This window comes from Gammaproteobacteria bacterium (genome assembly GCA_011375345.1).
In the GTDB taxonomy this organism is placed as follows: domain Bacteria; phylum Pseudomonadota; class Gammaproteobacteria; order DRLM01; family DRLM01; genus DRLM01.
Genome location: DRLM01000113.1, coordinates 1 through 18,015, shown reverse-complemented (window position 1 = coordinate 18,015; position 18,015 = coordinate 1). Strand labels below are relative to the sequence as shown.

Below are 18,015 nucleotides of genomic sequence, written 5' to 3'. Positions count from 1 at the left end.
GCGCCGCCGGCGGCGGCTGGGCGGCGCTCCACAGCACTTGCGCGGCCAGGGCCACCGCCAGCACCGCCTGGAGCGGCGCGGGCACGGCGCTGAGGGGACGTTCCCTGCCCCGCATCAGAAGTTCTTCCGGTACAGATCGAACACCGCCACACCACCCAGCAGCAGCAGGTACAGCACCGTTTGCGTCAGCAAGGCCCCCATACCGCTGTCCCCGGCTCCGGGATAGACCAGCCACTCACTGCGGCCGTAGGCGGACAAATCGGGCAACACCAGCGCCAGGGCGTCCACCAGGTGCACCACCACCTGCCGGGTCCAGCCGCCGCCCTCCATCAGCCCACTGTGGGCCATGAGTTCGATGGCGGCGAGGGCGCGACCCAGGAGATAAAAGGCGAGCAAGGCGATAAAGGCCGGCGTGATCTGCAAAAAGGCCAGCCCCAGCGCCAGGGCCACGGCGGCGGTGAGCCACAGTTCCAGCGTCAAAGAAGCCGCCCACAGCCCCACCGCCGGTGCCGGGGCGAACGGCAGCAACACCAGCCCCGCCGGCAGCGCCACGAGGAGGCCAACCACGGCACCGCCCAGCAGGCGGCCGAGACAATAGGCACCGCGGGACAGCGGCAGCGCAAACAAAAAGGCCAGCACTTGGTCGTCGGCTTCCCGCACCACGGCGCTGATCAGCCACAAGCCCAGCAACAGCACCGCTCCCAAACGCAGCGCGGCGGCCAGGAGGGCGGTTTGCACCGCGCGGGTTTCGGTGACCGCCAGTTCCCCGGCGAACAAGGCCACGGCAAAGGCGGCGGCCAGCAGGGCGGCCAGCAGCAACACAAAGCGCGGACTAAGGCTTTCCCACACCGTAAGGCGGGCGATGGCGGCAATCTGCCGGGCGGCGCTGCTCACGGCAGTTTCCCCGCGTCCACCAAGCGGGTGAACAGCACAGTGGGGGACAGCCACAGCAGTTGGTCGTTGAATTCCGCGCCGGGGGCATCGCTGAAATTGCGCGCCACAAAACAGGCGTCACCATCAGCATTTTCGTTCTCATCGTTGCTCACCAGGGGGGCATCTTTTTGCTTGCCGGTGGACACCACCACCGCCGGCACATTGGCCGCCAGCTGGGTGCCGGCGGCGCAGTTGGCCCGGTCCCAGACCGTCAACACGCCACTCCAGCCGCCCCAGGCGGCGGTATCGGGCAGGATGGCGGCCAGGGTGGCCACGCTGGTGAAGGCGCCGTTGACGGCGTAGAACACGTCCTGGTACCAGCCATCACGGACCTGCCCCAGCCCCAGGGTGGCCCAGGGCAGCCGCCCGCTCACGACCACGGTACCCGTGGGGCAGGGGGTGTTCTCCCGGCCGTCGGCCGGCACGTCGGTGTCAGGACAGGGCAGGCGGCCGTAGAGCATGGCGTAGCCGGTGAGCGCCTCGCGCACCGAGACCAGCATGGCCTGGGTTTCTTTTTCCTTTTCGTTTTCCACCTGCTGCGACAGGGGCATGAGCAAACCACCCAGCACCAGGCCGATGATGACCAGCACCACGGCCATTTCCACCAGGGTGAAGCCCGCGGCGGCGCCACTGTGTTTTGTTCCTGTGTTCATGCGCTCATCCCCTGGCTGTGGCCGGCGCCGTCACGGCGCCACCACCCGCAGTTGATCGTTGCTGGCCGCGCTGACGGCGACGGCGGTGTACACATCGTCCCCATCGCTGTTTTCGGCACTGTCCAGCCAATCGTTGACCGCGCCCGGCGGCCGCGCCTGGCCGCCCAGCGCCTGGCCCGCGGCAATCACCAGGGCCTGCTGGTTTCCTGGGGGCGTCAGATTGGTCACAGTGAGCCGCCCCGCCCCGCTGCAATTCACCGTGCCAGGGGTGCAGCCCGGCGCCACGGTGTAATAGGTCACCGCCGCCCAGTCGTTGGCCAGGAACCAAGCCGGCAGGTCGGCGGCCAGATTGGGCACCCCGCCACAGGCCGCAAAAGGCAGGGGCGGGGCGCCGGAGGCCAGGGGCAGGGCGCCGCGGGTCAGGGTGTTGGCGCAGTTGTAGCCGCCATCGCCGATGACGGCGGCATAGGGAAAGTAGTTGTTGAGCGCGTAGTAGTTCAACAAGGCGCGGCGGACCTCCGCCAGCACCCGCCGCTCCACCGCCTGCATGAGTTCACCCCGGGTGACGGCCAGCACAGCGTCGTTGAAGGCAGGCGGGTCGCCGGGAGGCGGCGGCGGGGCCTGGGTGACATAACTGGCATCCAGATCGTTGTTGTCGTCTTCGAGATAGGCGTTGCGGCTGTTGGAATTGGCCCGGTTCTGCCCCGTCAGCGGCGCACCGGGCGCCAGCAGCACGGCCACCACATCGGCGCTGCCGTCCACGCTCAAGCCGCCCGCAGTGTCACTGTTGAGCCGGACGCTGCCTCCGGGACGGTGGCTGTTGCTCACCGCGTACCACAGGCGCTCGCCCGCACTGTCACGCAGATCCCCGGCATTCAGGCTGCGCCAGGGAAACCGGCCCAGGCGGCTGGCGGCGGCGGCGCACGCCGCCTCGGCCAGGCCATCGTCGTCGGCATCGGGACAGGGCAGGCGCCCCGGCTGGGCGGGATCGATCACGGCCGCCCCCAGCAGTGCCTGGCGGGCGGCCGCCAGGGCCTTCACATCCTGGGCCCGGTTCTGGCGCAGCTCGGCAGCCTGGTTGAGGCGGCCCACCAACAAAGTGGCCGAGCCCAGCAGGACGACAATCAGCATAAGGAGCAGAACCACGCCGCCCTGGCGCCGGGCCGACGCCACCCCCTGGCCCCGGCCGTTCATGACGCGCCCCCGCCCCCACCGGCTCCCGGTCCCGCATCAGCCGGTGACTGTGGGGCCGGCGCTGGCTGTCTGTAAGATTCGACAACCCGCCCGCTTTGCAACTCCAGCACCTGGCCCGGCATAAGCACTTGGGGGCGGTGGCGCCACATCACCAGGACCGCGCCATTGTCCAGCACCCGCCTTACCCGCGTGGCCGCGCTGCTGCCCCGCAACCAGACCCGCTGGCGGCCGTCACTGCCGCGCAACGTACCCAGCAATCGCAGCCGCCCGGCGGCAGCGGTCTTCTTGGCCGGGCCGGTCCGGCTGCCCGCCTCGCCATCTGCACCGCGCGGGGCGTGTTCTATCCAATAGCGCTGCGGCGCGGTGGTGAACAGGCGCTGCAAACCCTCCGCCTCCGCCTCCGCCGCAACGGCACCGGACCACAGCAACACCCACAAAACGGCCACGCGCCTCATCCGGCCCACTCCTCATCATCACCCGCGGCACCGCCCTGGCCCCCGCCGGGGCGCAGGGTGTACCACCAGAATTCGCACCGGGCCCGCACATTGGGCTGACGCGCTTTCAGTTCCCCCTCGCCGTCTACCGGCGTCAGGACACATTGGCGCACCTGGTACACACCCAGATCCTGCCGGGCCAGCAGCGTCAGAAAATCGAACAAGCCGCCCTCGTGCAACAAATCCAGGGTGATGCCCATGGGACTGACATACAACTGGAAAGCACCGCCGGGTTGCTCGCCGGCCAAAAAAGTGGGGCGGTTTTCGTCGATGTGATAATGGGCGCTGGAAACCTCCAGTTTGCGGACACTGTCGCGCAGGCCCTCCACCCAATGCAGGCGGTCTTCGGGACCAATAAAGCCGCCCGCCTCCAGGGCCTGATAAGCGTTGTATTCGTCGCGGAATATCCGCTGGGCACGCAACACCGCCCGGTACTCGCCGTTTAAGGCCTCGAAACCGGTCCGGGCCAGTTCCAAGGCGGCGCTCTTGTCCGCCCGGTAATACCCCCCGCCCACCACCATGCCCACCGCCAGGAACAGTGCCCCCAGGGCGTCGCGGAGCGGCCGCGCCAGCAGGGCCATGTCCAGGTATCGCCTCATCACACGGCATCCACCACAATGCGCAGGGAAAAATCCGCCTGGGGCAGGGTGTCGTCCCGTCCCAGAACCCCGCTCAGCCGGGCGCGGGGATCCACATTGAGCGGCCAGCTCTCCACCTCGGCGCTGTAGATGCCGGGCCAGCGGCGCACCGCCTCAAGAAAGGCCTCAAGTTGCTGATGGGCCTTGAGGAAACTGCCGTCGAAGGGCGCCACACGGCCCTCGAACAGCAGCACCTGATAGACCGCCGCCCCAGCGGCAGCGGGAGGCGTCTCTTCCCCCCCCTCATCTTCCGCCATGGCCTCTTCGTCACCGGCTGCGGAAGTTCCGGCCGGATCGGTGCTGGTGAACCAGGACAACCGTTCCAGCCTGAGGGACGCCGCCCGGCCCAGATTGTGGCTGAGGCGCACCAACAGCTCCTGGGGCGCGCGGGACTGTTCCTGAAGCAGGCGCGCGGTACTCACCGCGGCGTGAATGTCGTCCGCCGCCACCCCCACCTCGGGCAAAACGGCCAGTGCCTGGTCATAGCGCGTCTGCAAGGCCGCCATGGCCTGGCCCAGCGCCTCCACTTTGCGGGCGGTGAAACCACCGTCAATCACATTCACCCCCGCCACCGCCACACCACCCAGCAGGCAGGCCGCGGTGGTCCAGTGCAGGGCCTGCCGGACCTGTTGCGTGTGAAGATGGCGGCGGCGGACGGGAGGGGCATAGTAGTTGGCGCGCCCTTCGCGCAGGGCCAGGCACAGATACAGCGCATCGGCCGCGCGGCTGGCCGGCGCCACATCAGCCTGCAGCCGCAACAGATCCCTCCCGTCCACCAGGGCACAGTAGTCCAGGCCGTCCCGGGCGTTCTTGGCCGCGAGGGCCGCGAGGCTTGGGCCGCCGCTGACGATGACCACGGGCACGGTGGCATCGCGCCCGATCAGACGCAGGTTGGAAATGAAGCGCTTGGTCTTGCCGATGTCCTGGTGCACGTAGGCGGCGTAATCCTCCGCCGACAGCTCGGGAACATGGCTGAGGCGGGTGAACAACACCCGCCCGTTTTTGATGAAGCTCTGGCGCAGGCCGCTGCGCGCGCCCTCGCTGACCAGCATGAGTTCCCGTGACGTGCGCCCCAGCCGCCGGAGCAAGGCGGCGCTGAGCAGGGGCACCGAGGTGACGGCAGCAAGGGGAGTTTTGGTCTCCTCCAGCGCCGCCAGCCAGGGTGTGAGCAGCGCCGGCGCGGTGAGGGCGCCGAACAAGGCCTCGTCGCGGCGCCCATCCCCGGGGGCGCGCCCCAGGTGACGGTAAAATCGAAACTCGCTGTCGCGGTAGAGGCGGCCGAGCTGGCGCTTGAGCAAGGCGGCGCGGTCACGGCGCCCCACCCGGGGAATGTCTTCCACCCGGAAGTCTTCCTCCACCACGTCCGCCACCAGGATGCAGGGCCAGGACGGCTGCCCCGCCAGATGATCGCGCAGAGCCGCCACCCCGCTGTCGTCCGCAGCAAAAAAGCCTTCATGGTGCAAGCGCCGCCCGTCCGCCAGGCAGACGGCCAGACCCGAGTTACTCAACAACAAGGCGCGACGGACAGACATGTTTGCTTACGCCGTGATTTTGCTCAAAATGTCGTAAATGGGCCCCAGTACCGAGATCATCACCCAGCCCAGGATCAGCCCCAACACCACCGTCAAGGTGGGTTCGATCATGGCCTGGACGCGGTCGATAGCCTCTTTCACGTCGCGGTTGTAGAAATAACCCACGTTGTTCAAAGCCTGATCCAGGGCCCCGGTGCTCTCGCCCACCCGCAACATGCGTATCACCAAGGGGGGAAACAGCGCCGCCCGCTGAAAGGCCGCGGACAGGCTCTCCCCTTCATTAATGGCCCCCAGCACCCGGTCCAGCGCCGCTTCGATGGCTTTGTTATCGACGAGTTCACGGCTGATCTTGATGCACTCCAGCACACTCACCCCGGCGCCGTACATCAGGGCAAAATTGCCGGAAAAACGGGCCAGCAGAATTTTTCGCAAAATGGGCCCCACCGGCCAGGCGCGCAATATCCATTCATCCAGGTGCAAGCGAAAACGCGGACTGCGCCGGGCGGCGACGATCACGGCCGCCACCAGGAGCGGCGGCGCAGCAATGACCAGGTACCAGTAGCGGGTGATGAAACCGGACACCGCAATCAGGGCGCGGGTGTGGGCCGGTATTGCCTGATCCATGTTTTGAATGAAGCCGACCAGTTGCGGCACCAGATACGTCATCAGAAAAATCACCACACCAAACACCGCCGTCCCCACGAAGCCGGGGTACATGAGGATGCGCTTGGTCTGGGCCGCCAGTTCATCCTGCCATTTCAGGGACTCGGTGAGCTGGGCCAGAATCTGCGGCAAGGTGCCGCTTTGTTCGCCGGCGCGCACCAGGTTCACGAACACCTTGTTGAAGATGTTGGGAAAAGCCGCCATGGCGCCGGAGAGGGTCTTGCCGCTGTCGATGTCTTCCATCAGCGCGGCGATGACTTCGCGAAAGCGCTTGTTGTCCGCGCTGTCGCGCAAGTCCGCCAGGCCGGCCATGAGGGGCACGCCGGCGCGGGTCAGTTGTTCCATGTTGAAACAGAAAGTGATCAGATCCTTGCGCTGCACCCGGCCCGCGCCGGGCCGCCACGCCGCGGCGCGGGCCGGGCGGCAGGTGATCAGCTCCAGCCCCATGCGCTTGAGGCGCAGTTCCAGATCGGCGTCGTTGTTGGCGCCCACCCGGCCGCTGACCCGCTTGCCGGCGGCATCCACGGCTTTGTACTGAAACTGAATCACGGCTCAATATCTCAGGCGGACGCCAGGCGGGTGGTGAGATCCACGGCACGGGACACTTCGTCCAAGGTGGTGGAACCGTCCAGCACCCGCCGCACGGCGTCTTCCGCCAGGGGCACGAAACCCCGGGCCAGCGCCGCTTCGTGCAGTTCGCGCCAGCTGGCGCGGCGCGAGACCAACTCGTCCAACTCGCTGTCCATGCGCAGGATTTCCACCACCGACAGCCGCCCGCGGTAGCCAAAGTGGTGGCAGGCTTCACAGCCTTTCGCCTGATACATCGTCACCTCTTCGCTTTCATTCACACCCAGCAGGCGGCGCTCCACCGCCCCGGGTGAGACCGGCTGTTTGCACTGGGGACACAGCCGCCGCACCAGGCGCTGGGCGACGATGCCGATCAGATTCCCCGCCAGCACGTCGGGCAGGATGCCCAAATCCAACAGCCGGGGAATGGCGCCGATGGCAGAATTGGTGTGCAAGGTGGACAGCACCTGGTGCCCGGTCATGGCGGCGCGCAGCGCCATTTCCGCGGTGTCCTGGTCACGGATTTCCCCTACCAGGATCACATCCGGATCCTGGCGCATCATGGAGCGGATGCCGTTGGCGAAACTCAGTTTGGAGACTTCGTTGACCGAGGTCTGGCGGATCAGGGGCAGGGGGTACTCCACCGGGTCTTCCAGGGTCATGATGTTGATGGTTTCGCTGCTCACAAAATTCAAAATGGAATAAAGGGTGGTGGTCTTGCCGCTGCCGGTGGGGCCGGTGACCAACAACATCCCCTCGGGCCGGGCGATCATGAGCTGCAAAGTGGACAGGGCCTGGCGGGTCAGGCCCAGCCGGTCCAGGGCGACAATACCCTTGCTGCGGTCCAGCACCCGGAGCACGATGTTCTCGCCCCAGGTGGTGGGGTGGGCCGAGACGCGAAAGTCCACCGGCCGGCCCACGAGGGTCAGGGAGATGCGGCCGTCCTGGGGCGCGCGGGTCTCGGCGATGTCCATGCCCGACATGACTTTGAGCCGCACGGCAATGCCGGACCAGTAGTCCCGGTGCAGACTGCGCACCTGGTGCAAAACACCGTCGATGCGGTAGCGGATGCGCAAAAAGCCCTGCTCCGGTTCCAGATGAATGTCCGAGGCGCCTTTTTTCACCGCATCGGACAAAATCGCATCCACCAGCCGCACCAGGGGATGGCTGTATTCGTCGCTGGCCCCGTCCAGGCTGTCGTAGTCAATCTGGCCGGTTTCCAGTTCGTGGAGAATACCGTCCAGGGACAGGTCGTGGCCGTAGAACTGGTCGATGGCGGTGTCGATCTCCGACTCGCTGGCCAGCACCGGCTTGATGTCCACCCGTCCCCCCAGCAGGGTGCGCAGCCGGTCGGTGGCCAGCACGTTCTGGGTGTCGGCCATGGCCAAAGTGAGGGTCTGGCCGTCGCGGCTGAGGCTCACCGGCACCACCCGGAAACGCCGCGCCACGTCTTTGCTGATCAGCTTCAGCGCGTCGGCGTCCACCACCACTTTGGCGAGTTCCACGCTTTCCTGCCCCAGGGCCTCGCCCAGGGCGTCCCGCATGATGGCTTCGGTGGCAAAACCCAGCTCGACGATGATCTTGCCCAAAGGCTCGCGGCGGCGCTTTTGCTCTTTCAGGGCGATACGGAGCTGATCCGGCGTGAGCACGCCCTTGTCAATCAACAAATCGCCAATGCGGCGACCGGGCTTGGGCGGGGCTTGGACCGTCGCGTTCACGGCGGGGGCTCCGCGCCCGGTTGCACTTCAGACAGGGCGGCGATACGCTGGCGCACCGCCGCCGCCTCGAAGGCCGCACCACCGGTCCCGCCCAGCCGCAAAGCGGTCTGATAATAATGCAGCGCCTCGGCCGGGCGGCCCAGATGGTCCACACTCACCGCCAGGTTGTAGGCGTAATCCGCCTGGCGCGGCGCCAGCGCCAGGGCCTGCTGATAGGCCTCGGCGGCCAGGGCCCAGCGCTGCCGGGCCGCGTACACATTGCCCAGCGCAAAGTGCAGATAGGGCGCATCGGGCTGGCCCATAAGCAGGGCCTTGATCTCGCTTTCGTTGTCCGCCCCCGCCGCGCCGCCGCTGAGCAGCAGACCCGCCCGGGCCTGTTCGTCGAAGGGATCCTGCTCCAGCACCCGGCGGTAATAGCTTGCCGCTTCTTCGCCGCGGCCCTGGCGGGCGGCAATGGCCGCCAGCCCCATGAGGGCATCACGATTGCGGGCCTGGACCCCCAGCACCCGCAGGTAGCGCGCGGCGGCCGTCTCGTCATCACCCCCCTTGAACGCCTCGTAAGCCTCCATCAGCCAGGCGTGCAGGACCGCACCGCTCGGGCTGCGGGTGACCTGGACAGTGCGCTCCGCCGCGGTGGCCGGCGGTGGCGTTGCCGGGCCGGGCGCCGGCGCGGGGCGGCTTGCGGGCATCACGGCACTGGACCGGGGCGCGGCCGGCACCGGCGCTTTGGCAGTGGGACGGGGCGTGCCCGGCGCCGTCCCTTGGACGGCAGCCCGGGGCGGCGCTTTGGCACGGGCGGGGGCCACCGGGGTCGTGGCGGAAACACCGGGCTCAGGGGCGGGCCCCGGAGCGGCGGTCGGGGTTGCCCCGTCCTCCCGTTCGGCGCCGGGACCGGCTGACTCAAGGGGAGGCAGGCCCGTCTCCGGCGGGGCAGCCGGCAGGAACAACTGCGGCGCCTGGAAAGTCGCCAGAGAATAATAGTAGTAGCCGGTCAGCCCTCCCCCCAGCGCCAGCGCCCCGCAAAACAGCCCCAGCAGACGCCAGCGCCGCCCCCTCAGCGCCGGGGCCCGGCCGGCCGCCAGCAGCCGGGCCGCGGCCTGGGGATCGCCTTGCGGCGCCGGAGCTGCATCGGGCGGCGGTGAGGGCGGCAGCGCAGCACCGGGAGTCATGGCCGACGGCTCCGGCTCCGGTTCGGGCTCCGGTTCGGGCTCCGGTTCGGGCTCCGGTTCGGGCTCCGGTTCGGGCTCGGAGAAATCCTCCACTTCCGCCGCACCCGCCGCGGCCGCGGCAGGCACCGGCTCCTGCCAGGGCGGCTCCAGCTCCAGGGCAACGGCCGGTTCCAGCAGGCCACCCGGCGCCGCGTCCAGGGCCAGATCCAACTCCAGCGCCTCGTCCACGCTCTGGTGTTCCAGGGGATCCGCGGGGGGACACAAGGGCTCCTGTTCGGCATGGGCCGCAACATGGTCTTGTTCCGCCCGCTTGAGGGCCTCCAGCAGCAGACTCATGGCTGCTCACCCCGGCTGCGCCCGACGGCGCCGGCGCGCGGCAGGAAAGCGGCAAAGTCCGCCAGATCGCGGCTCAGGCTGGGGTGGCGGATCACCCGGGGACGCAGGAAAATCACCAGCTCGGACTTGCGCACGCGGTCGTTTTTGTACTTGAACAAATGGCCCAGCGCCGGCAGGGAAGACAGCAGGGGCACCCCCTGGGTGTTGCGATCCACATCGTCCTGGATCAAACCACCCAGCACGGCGGTCTGGCCGCTGAGGACCCGGAGCACGGAATCGATCTCTCGGACCTGGACCTGCGGCACGCGGCTTTGCACATCCACCGCCGCCAGGGCCGGGTTGGGATCGTTGACATAGCCGGTCACCCTGGAGATGGTGGGCCGCACATTGAGGGTGACGTAATCCGTGCGGCTGACCTGGGGGGTGACACTCATCACGAAGCCCACAGGCACGGTGTGCAAAGTGCTGGTAAAGGTGGTCGTGGTGGTGGTCTGCCCGGTGGTGGTCTCGGCCTCCAGGGTGAAATACACCAGATTGTCCACCACTTTGAGCAAGGCCGTCTGATTGTTCAGCGCCATGATTTTGGGGCTGGAAAGGACTTTCACGTCACCGAATTCTTTGAGCATGCGCACGGTGGCAGACAGGGTGCCGGATTCCTTGCCGTTGGCCCGCAGATAGCCCACCCGAAAGAAGGGCGGGTCCACCAAGTCCACCCCCAGCAGAGATTGGGTAAAATCAAAACCGTTGCCGGCGGTGTTGGCCAGGCGGGCCCAGTCCACCCCCAGCTGGTAGCGGTCATTGAGCACCACTTCCACCACGGTGGCCTCGATGAGCACCTGGCGCTGGGACTGCGCCAATACTTGGTCGAGATACGCCTGAATCTGCCGGTGCTGGCGGGCCGTGGCCCGCGCCGTCAGGATACCGGCCTCTTTGTTGACGATGACAGAAGAGGCACCCGCCGCACCGTCGGTCGCGGACTCGCCCAGCAAGGCCCGCACATTGGCCGCCAGGGTGTCCCAAAACGCGTGTTTGGAGGCGCTGCTCACCTCTGTGGTGGAGTTGTTGTTGCCGGCGCCGCCGCCTCCGCTGTCTTCCCCCGCGCCCTGGCCGGTGGTGGCGATCTGCGTGGCCACCGCGACGCGGCTGGCGTTGACCCGGCTCATGTTTACATAGTCGATTCTATAGCTGTGAAGATAAGGCGCATCGGGCATCACCAGGAGGGTTTTGCCGCGGCGCTCGAAGCGCACGGGACGCTGGCGGGCGATGCGGTCAAGAATGTTGGGCAGGGTTTCATCGTAGGCATTGAGCGTCACCCGGCCGCTCACCCCGGGATGAATATCCACATCCAGGCCCGCATCCCGCGCCAGGGCGAACAAAACCTCCTTCAAGGGCACGTCGGTGGCGATCAGGGTGTAGGTGTCCAGCGGTTCCCTGGGTTCGGGCGGCGTCAGCAGGGAAGGCCGGGTGACAGGAGAGGGAATGGCGCCCTCCTCCGGGGCGGGCGGCTCCAGATGCCGGGAGGCGGCCGGGGGGGAATGGGATACGCTGGCGCAGGCGGCCAGCCCCAACGCCAGCAAGCCAAGGCTGAAAAGCGCAATGGCGAACGACGCGCCCCGCCGGACGCCGGCAGACAAGCTGGAAATGACCCACCCTCCGTGTCAAAATCCCGACAAAATCGCCGTCAACACGGAGAAATTGCAATAGCCGGGCCAGTAATGAGGAGCGCGACACCATGGCCCTTTCCGCCGGCCCTCCCGCCAGTGGCCACTGCCCCATACCACCGCCCGGCCCTGGTGTAAAGCATTGTGAATATACCGCCTTTGCAGTTGCGGCGGCGGCCAAAAGTCCCTAAGTTCTGCAACGGCCGGATGGGGCCCAGCCAGCGGCCCGGTATCCGCCTCACCCCACCACTGAAGACCGACAACGGAGAAGGATGATGACAAAACAATATGGCTTATTGCTCGCCACCGCCATGCTGCTCGCCCCGGCCCTGGCCCAGGCAGACGAACTGGATGCGCGCTGGTACCTCGCTCCCGGCGCCAGCTACATCTTCGCCGACGATGACCGCCAGGCCGACGACGGCCCCGGTTTCCAACTGGGCATCGGCAAGGCCGTCAGCCAACATTGGAACCTCGAACTCAACGGCGTCTACGACCAACTGGACCTGAGCACCGGCGGCGGCCAATACGAGCAAACCGGGCTGGGCCTGGACGGCCTGTTCTTTTTTGACCGCAGCGGCGCTTTCAATCCCTATCTGGTGCTGGGCGCGGGGGCCTTGAAGACCGAACTGGGTGGCACCGACAGCACCAATCTCATGGCCAACGCCGGCGCCGGTTTTATGGCGCGCCTCAACGATTACGGCCTGGCCCTGCGCGCCGACGCCCGCTACCGCCTGGACAATGACGACAGCAGCCTCGCTTCCGAAGACCGCTTCGGCGACTGGCTGCTCAACCTCGGCCTGGCCGTGCCCCTGGGGGCCAAGGCCCGGCCCGCGCCCCCGGACAGCGACGGCGACGGCGTGGTGGACAGCCAGGATCAATGTGCCAACACCCCCCCCGGCACGGCGGTGGACACCCGGGGCTGCATTCCTGACAGCGACGGCGATGGCGTGATCGACACGATGGACCGCTGCCCGGGCACCCCCACGGGCACCAAAGTGGACGCCACCGGCTGCGAGACGGACAGCGACGGCGACGGCATCATGGACAGCAAAGACCGCTGCCCCAACAGCCCGCCGGGAACCAAAGTGGACGCCACGGGCTGCGAAATGGACAGCGACGGCGACGGCATCATGGACAGCAAAGACCGCTGCCCCAACAGCCCGCCGGACGCCAAGGTGGACGCCACCGGCTGTGAAGTGGACAGCGACGGCGACGGACTGGTGGACAGCAAAGACCGCTGTCCCCACTCACCCGTGGGCGCCAAGGTGGACGCCAGGGGCTGTGAGATTCCTGCGGTAATCACCCTCAAAGGGGTGACCTTCAACACCAACTCGGCGGAGCTGACGGAAGATTCCCTGAGTGTGCTGGACGAGGCCGCCGCGACCTTGCGGTCCCATCCGGAGCTGGTGGTGGAGGTGGCCGGGCACACCGACAATCGCGGCAATCATCGCTACAACGTCCAATTGTCGCAACGCCGCGCCGAGGCGGTCCGCGCCTACCTCGTCTCCCAAGGCGCCAACGGCGCCAGGCTGAGCGCCAAAGGCTACGGGCCCGACCAGGCCGTGGCCGACAACGGCACCGCCGCAGGCCGTGCGGCCAACCGCCGGGTTGAGCTGCGCATTCTGGGCGGGCGATGAGCCGCTGCCGGGGGGTGGGCTGATCCACCCCCTTTTTTTTTGGGGGGAGAGTGAAACGCGGCCAGGGCCAGGTCGCATTTCTCACCCGGGGCGAGTTTGATGGTTTGTTGCCAGAACGCCCCGGCCGCGCGGGTTTTTCCCAGTGATGGTTCGAGTTCATCAGCGCTTCCTTCTCAGCAGCCCCGGCGTGCACACCATTTGATCAAGATATCCCCGCGCTATCCGATCTATTGAGCATTGCCGGGCTGGGGACACGCGCGGCGAGGGGTAACCTTGCACGGTGGATACACCACCATCATGATTCGAGCCAACACCATCGGCCAAGAAAACATGTCCACGGACGCACCGAAATGCGAACAGCACTACGATCTGTTCGTGAAACTGACGGAACAGCGCGATTTCGAGTCGCTGAACAGCGCCTTTCTGGACGTGCTCAGCACGGTATTGCCCGGACTTCGGGCCCGTCTCTACACCAAGCGCGGGGCACCGGTGGAGCGCGACAAAAGCGGCGCCAGCGGCCTGATCCCGGTGGACGGGGCGCTGGAACCCCTCGTCGACGAAGACCTGCTGTCCCAACTCACTCTCGCGGCACCCGCCGTGAGCGGCACCGAGGGCTCACGGCGGATGCGTACCGCCTTCCCCATCCCCTCGGGCACCGAACTGGGCGGCGCATTGGTGGTGGAAGGCGGCACCATCGCACAGCCCCTGCTGTTGAAATCACTGCTGGCCATTTACACCAACCAGGCTTTTCTGCTGCACAACGGCAGCACAGATGCCCTGACCGGGCTATACAACCGCCAGGCGTTCGACAAGATGATGGGCAAGGTGCTCAGCCAGCCACCCGCGGCCGGCCGGCGCAAAGAAGACGAAGAAAGCACCACCTGGGGCTTCGCCTTGTTCGATATTGACCATTTCAAGCGCATCAACGACCGCTTTGGTCATTTGTACGGCGACGAGGTTTTACTGTTGTTCGCCAAAGTCATGACTGACACCTTCCGCTCGGAAGACATGATGTTTCGTTATGGCGGCGAGGAATTCGCCGTGGCACTGCGCAATGTGAACATCGACACGGCACACAGCGCCCTGGAGCGCTTTCGCAGCAATGTGGAACATTTCTCCTTCCCCCAGGTGGGCCAGGTCACCGTCAGCGTCGGCTATACCTGCATCGACGCCCACTACCCCTTGCCCACCGTCACCGAACACGCCGACAAAGCCCTGTATTTCGCCAAGGAGAACGGCCGCAACCAGGTGCGCTGTTATGAGGCGTTGTTAAGCGAAGGCCTGCTGGCCGGCGACGACGACGAAGACGACGGGATCGATCTGTTCTGACAGGGGCTCCGGCGCGGCGCCAGTTCAGCCTGCCGCCTTGCGGCTGCGGGCAATCAAGGCTTTCAACTCCGGCACGCAGGAGCCGCAGTTGGTTCCCGCCTTCAGCGCTTGCCCGATGGCTTCGGGCGTCGTGAGTCCCTGCTCACGGATGGCCGTGAGCAGGGTGTTCATCCCCACCCCGAAACAACTGCAGACAATGCGCCCCACGTCCGGTTGATCCTTGGGCGGCACGCCGGTCAGGAGGCTCACCCGTTCTTCCCGCTCAAGACCCTCTTTGGCGAACAGCTGACATAACCAGCTGCGTTCCGGCAAATCATCACCGGGGGTGACGAACAGCGCGCTGTCCACCCGCCCCGCCAGCAACCGCGCCCCGCGATAGCGGCCGGCGGCACTGTCCAGGTATTCCACCCACTCGGCCCGCACCGGCTGCTCGGCGCAGAGCAAGGCCCGGGCCCATCCGCTCCAGTCGGCAACCGCCTCCCGGTGGGCCAGTTCGTAGCGCCAATAGCCGTCCCCCCGCGCCGCCACCCAGTAGTCCAGTGGGGGCAGGTGCAAGCGGCGCCGCGACAGGATAAAGCCCTGCCAGGCCGGCCGGTAGGGCGCCACCGCTACCGGTGTGTGCTTGGATTCGGGCTGGCCGGACACCGGGTCGGTCTCCGGGTTAACCAGGGCGTCCACCCGCCCGCAAGAGGCGAACTGACCGTTCCAGTGCATGGGCACAAAGACCATGCCGGCGCGCTGCCCCGCACTGATCACCGCCCGGGCGAACATCCAACCCCATTGGCTTTCCAGGCGCAGCAAGGCCCCGTCCCGGATGCCGAAACGCACCGCATCGCGGGGGTGCAGTTCCGCGTAAGGCTCGACGGTATGCTGCGACAGGCGGGGCGAGAGGCCGGTGCGGGTCATGGTGTGCCACTGATCGCGCACCCGGCCGGTGTTCAACACCAGAGGGTAGCGGGGACCGGGAGCATGCACCGGCGGTCGCGGCGTCACCGCCACGAAGCGGGCGCGCCGGGAAGGCGTGAAAAAGCGGCCGTCACCGAACAGCCGGACCGTCCCCCCCGGGGACGCCACGCTCACCGGCCATTGCAGCGGGACCAGCGCCTCGTAGCCCTCATCGCTAAGCCCCGCCAGGGCGGACAGATCGAAATCGCGCCGGCCGTCGTTTTCAAAGGCGCTGAGACGGGCATGCTCGCGGAACACAGCCGCCGCCGAATCATAGTCAAAGGCCGCGCTGTAGCCCATCTTGCGGGCCACCCGGGCGATGATCCACCAGTCCGCCCGGGCCTCCCCCGGCGGAGGCAGAAAGGGGCGCTGGCGGGAGATGCGGCGCTCGGAGTTAGTCACCGTACCCGCTTTTTCCCCCCAGGCCAGGGCCGGCAGCAGCACATGGGCGCAGGCAGTGGTGTCGGTGTGGCGCACGCAGTCGGACACCACCACCAGCTCACAGCGTTCCAACGCATCCCGCACCCGGTCGGCGTCGGGCAGGCTGACCACCGGGTTGGTGCCCATGATCCACACCGCCTTGACCTGCCCGGCCCCGATGGCCCGAAACAGCTCCACGGCTTTGAGGCCGGGGGCGGTGGCCATGCGGGGCGCGCCCCAGAAACGCCTGACCCGGTCCACCTCTTCTTCCGAAAACCCCATGTGGGCGGCAAGCTGGTTGGCCAGCCCCCCCACTTCCCGCCCGCCCATGGCATTGGGCTGACCGGTAAAGGAAAACGGCCCCATGCCGGGACGGCCCAGGCGGCCGGTGAGCAAATGGCAGTTGATGATGGCATTGACCTTGTCGGTGCCGCTGGAGGACTGGTTCACGCCCTGGGAATAGACCGTCACCACCCGCTCGGTGCGGGCGAACAGGGTGAAAAATTCCGCCACCTGCGCGGCCTCCAGGCCGCATTGTTCTGCCACCGTCTCCACATCGGGCGCGCTGGCCCGGGCGGCCGCCAGGGCCCTGGCCGCGCCCTCAGTGCACTGGGTGACAAACAAGGGGTGGGCCTCACCGCTGCGGTCCAGATGGGCCAGCAGACCGTTGAACAGAACCGCATCACTGCCACTATCGAGCGGCAGATGCAAGTCGGCAATGTCGACGGTGGGCGTGCGGCGGGGGTCGACCACCACCACCATCAAATCGGGATGCTTTTTCTTGGCCTGCACCAGGCGCTGGTACAAAACAGGATGACACCAGGCGGCGTTGGAGCCCACCAGTACAACCAGTTTGGCGCGCTCCAGGTCCTCGTAAGCGCAAGGCACCGTGTCGCTGCCAAAAGCCCGTTTGTGGCCCGCCACGGAGGAGGACATGCACAGGCGGGAGTTGGTGTCGATATTGGCCGCCCCGATATAGCCCTTCATGAGCTTGTTGGCGACGTAGTAATCCTCGGTGAGCAACTGGCCGGAAACGTAAAACGCCACGGCCCCGGGACCATGTTCGGCGATGATCCGGCCAAAGCCGGCGGCAACGGTGTCCAGCGCCGTCTCCCAGTCGCACCGCCTGCCCCTGATTTCCGGATAAAGCAGCCGCGCTTCCAGGCCCACGGTCTCTTCCAGGGCGGCGCCCTTGGAGCACAACCGTCCCCCGTTGGCCGGATGGTCCGGATCGCCCCGCACCACCACGCCGCCGGCACCATCCGGCGTGGCCAGCACACCGCAGCCCACACCGCAATAAGGGCAGGTGGTTTTCACCGAGCCCGAAGATTGACTGCTGTTCACCATGTTCCTTACAACTGCCGGCAACCACATTTATGCCCTGTCTGGGCCGCACCACAATGCCCCGACAGCGGGCGGCCGCGCCGTGGTGGCAGCGGGAATGCGAGGCGGGGGATACTTTGGAACTGCCCGGCCCGGGCTTTGCATTGCCGATAGCGGCTGTCTATCGGGATGTGGATTGAGCAGTGCTGACAAACCGTCGGAAAATTCCCGACCGCAGGCGGGCTCCTTACAAGAGCATTTTTCAAAACCACCCTGATCCGATTAAGGGCACGCCCATGTTCATGCTTGCCCGGCCGCATCCAGACTCACCAGCACCGTGCCGTCTTCAACCTTTACCGGATAACTGGCGGCACAACCCTCGTCGGGCGCCACCGCCCGGCCATCACCCAGTTCCAACACCCAGTTGTGCAAGGGACAGGTGACGCGGTGGCCGTGCACAATGCCCTGGGACAAAGGCCCGCCTTTGTGCGGACAATGATCACGCAGCGCGAAGACTTTGTCGTCGCCGGTTCGAAACAGCGCCACATTGCCGCTGTTTGTGTTAATCACACGCGCCCCCAGACGCGGAATGTCCTCGACCTTTCCAACTTCTATCCAGCCGGTCATCTCACTCACTTTCTTTGTTGATTCGGCACCTCCCTGTGCCGCAACGTTAACCCGACAATCCTAATTGCCGGGTTAATAATTGCCGGGCTGATAACTGCATCAATTCACCCCGCCGCCACCGGCGCAAAGAACACCGGCACACCAATGCAGGGTGCCCACCCTCCACCGCCCGGCAT

Annotated in this window: 14 protein-coding genes; 2 read left to right on the top strand and 12 right to left on the bottom strand. The window is 66.7% G+C overall.

Annotated elements, in window-relative coordinates:
* Window positions 1-114: 114 nt before the first annotated feature.
* From ENJ19_08385 to mshL, 10 genes are read right to left on the bottom strand one after another with little or no spacing between them, the layout of a single operon-like run.
* Window positions 115-894, bottom strand: a complete 780-nt coding sequence (locus ENJ19_08385) for an ABC transporter permease (protein ID HHM05747.1) — start codon at window positions 892-894, stop codon at window positions 115-117.
* The gene (locus ENJ19_08380; GenBank protein HHM05746.1) at window positions 891-1,586 is read right to left on the bottom strand and encodes a type II secretion system protein; all 696 of its coding nucleotides are present in this window, start codon (window positions 1,584-1,586) and stop codon (window positions 891-893) included. Before ENJ19_08380 ends, ENJ19_08385 begins: the two co-directional genes overlap by 4 nt.
* A 30-nt stretch (window positions 1,587-1,616) precedes the next feature.
* Window positions 1,617-2,780: a hypothetical protein gene (locus tag ENJ19_08375; GenBank protein HHM05745.1), complete on the bottom strand. Its 1,164-nt coding sequence runs from the start codon at window positions 2,778-2,780 to the stop codon at window positions 1,617-1,619.
* On the bottom strand, window positions 2,777-3,235 hold the full coding sequence (locus ENJ19_08370) for a hypothetical protein (GenBank protein ID HHM05744.1): 459 nt from the start codon (window positions 3,233-3,235) through the stop codon (window positions 2,777-2,779). The genes ENJ19_08375 and ENJ19_08370 overlap by 4 nt, the downstream gene beginning before the upstream one ends.
* Window positions 3,232-3,873, bottom strand: coding sequence for a hypothetical protein (locus ENJ19_08365; protein ID HHM05743.1), 642 nt, complete (start codon window positions 3,871-3,873; stop codon window positions 3,232-3,234). The genes ENJ19_08370 and ENJ19_08365 overlap by 4 nt, the downstream gene beginning before the upstream one ends.
* Window positions 3,873-5,444: a hypothetical protein gene (locus tag ENJ19_08360; GenBank protein HHM05742.1), complete on the bottom strand. Its 1,572-nt coding sequence runs from the start codon at window positions 5,442-5,444 to the stop codon at window positions 3,873-3,875. The genes ENJ19_08365 and ENJ19_08360 overlap by 1 nt, the downstream gene beginning before the upstream one ends.
* A 6-nt stretch (window positions 5,445-5,450) precedes the next feature.
* Window positions 5,451-6,656 (bottom strand): type II secretion system F family protein, encoded by a 1,206-nt coding sequence (locus ENJ19_08355; GenBank protein ID HHM05741.1) that lies wholly within the window; start codon window positions 6,654-6,656, stop codon window positions 5,451-5,453.
* A gap of 11 nt (window positions 6,657-6,667) precedes the next feature.
* Entirely contained in the window at window positions 6,668-8,392 is a 1,725-nt protein-coding gene (locus tag ENJ19_08350) for a type II/IV secretion system protein (protein ID HHM05740.1), read from the bottom strand.
* On the bottom strand, window positions 8,389-9,897 hold the full coding sequence (locus ENJ19_08345; GenBank protein HHM05739.1) for a tetratricopeptide repeat protein: 1,509 nt from the start codon (window positions 9,895-9,897) through the stop codon (window positions 8,389-8,391). Before ENJ19_08345 ends, ENJ19_08350 begins: the two co-directional genes overlap by 4 nt.
* On the bottom strand, window positions 9,894-11,495 hold the full coding sequence (mshL, locus tag ENJ19_08340; GenBank protein ID HHM05738.1) for a pilus (MSHA type) biogenesis protein MshL: 1,602 nt from the start codon (window positions 11,493-11,495) through the stop codon (window positions 9,894-9,896). The genes ENJ19_08345 and mshL overlap by 4 nt, the downstream gene beginning before the upstream one ends.
* Window positions 11,496-11,830: 335 nt before the next feature.
* Between mshL and ENJ19_08335 the strand changes: the two genes are divergently transcribed.
* Both ENJ19_08335 and ENJ19_08330 read left to right on the top strand, forming a co-directional pair.
* Window positions 11,831-13,195, top strand: coding sequence for an OmpA family protein (locus ENJ19_08335; protein HHM05737.1), 1,365 nt, complete (start codon window positions 11,831-11,833; stop codon window positions 13,193-13,195).
* A 297-nt stretch (window positions 13,196-13,492) separates the two neighbouring features.
* On the top strand, window positions 13,493-14,524 hold the full coding sequence (locus ENJ19_08330; GenBank protein HHM05736.1) for a GGDEF domain-containing protein: 1,032 nt from the start codon (window positions 13,493-13,495) through the stop codon (window positions 14,522-14,524).
* Between the two features lie 24 nt (window positions 14,525-14,548).
* On the opposite strand, the gene ENJ19_08325 is transcribed toward ENJ19_08330, so the two are convergent.
* Both ENJ19_08325 and nirD read right to left on the bottom strand, forming a co-directional pair.
* Window positions 14,549-17,236 (bottom strand): nitrate reductase, encoded by a 2,688-nt coding sequence (locus ENJ19_08325; GenBank protein HHM05735.1) that lies wholly within the window; start codon window positions 17,234-17,236, stop codon window positions 14,549-14,551.
* Between the two features lie 276 nt (window positions 17,237-17,512).
* Window positions 17,513-17,839 carry a nitrite reductase small subunit NirD gene (nirD, locus tag ENJ19_08320; protein ID HHM05734.1) on the bottom strand — a complete coding sequence of 109 codons (327 nt, stop codon included), beginning with the start codon at window positions 17,837-17,839 and terminating at the stop codon, window positions 17,513-17,515.
* Between the last annotated feature and the right edge of the window lie 176 nt (window positions 17,840-18,015).

Excerpts from the sequence above, each read along its gene's own strand:
- ENJ19_08365 (HHM05743.1), bottom strand. The coding sequence starts at position 3,873 with ATGAGGCGATACCTGGACATGGCCCTGCTGGCGCGGCCGCTCCGCGAC.
- ENJ19_08345 (HHM05739.1), bottom strand. The coding sequence starts at position 9,897 with ATGAGTCTGCTGCTGGAGGCCCTCAAGCGGGCGGAACAAGACCATGTT.
- ENJ19_08360 (HHM05742.1), bottom strand. The coding sequence starts at position 5,444 with ATGTCTGTCCGTCGCGCCTTGTTGTTGAGTAACTCGGGTCTGGCCGTC.
- ENJ19_08335 (HHM05737.1), top strand. The coding sequence starts at position 11,831 with ATGATGACAAAACAATATGGCTTATTGCTCGCCACCGCCATGCTGCTC.
- ENJ19_08375 (HHM05745.1), bottom strand. The coding sequence starts at position 2,780 with ATGAACGGCCGGGGCCAGGGGGTGGCGTCGGCCCGGCGCCAGGGCGGC.
- ENJ19_08330 (HHM05736.1), top strand. The coding sequence starts at position 13,493 with ATGATTCGAGCCAACACCATCGGCCAAGAAAACATGTCCACGGACGCA.
- ENJ19_08370 (HHM05744.1), bottom strand. The coding sequence starts at position 3,235 with ATGAGGCGCGTGGCCGTTTTGTGGGTGTTGCTGTGGTCCGGTGCCGTT.
- ENJ19_08380 (HHM05746.1), bottom strand. The coding sequence starts at position 1,586 with ATGAACACAGGAACAAAACACAGTGGCGCCGCCGCGGGCTTCACCCTG.
- nirD (HHM05734.1), bottom strand. The coding sequence starts at position 17,839 with ATGACCGGCTGGATAGAAGTTGGAAAGGTCGAGGACATTCCGCGTCTG.
- ENJ19_08325 (HHM05735.1), bottom strand. The coding sequence starts at position 17,236 with ATGGTGAACAGCAGTCAATCTTCGGGCTCGGTGAAAACCACCTGCCCT.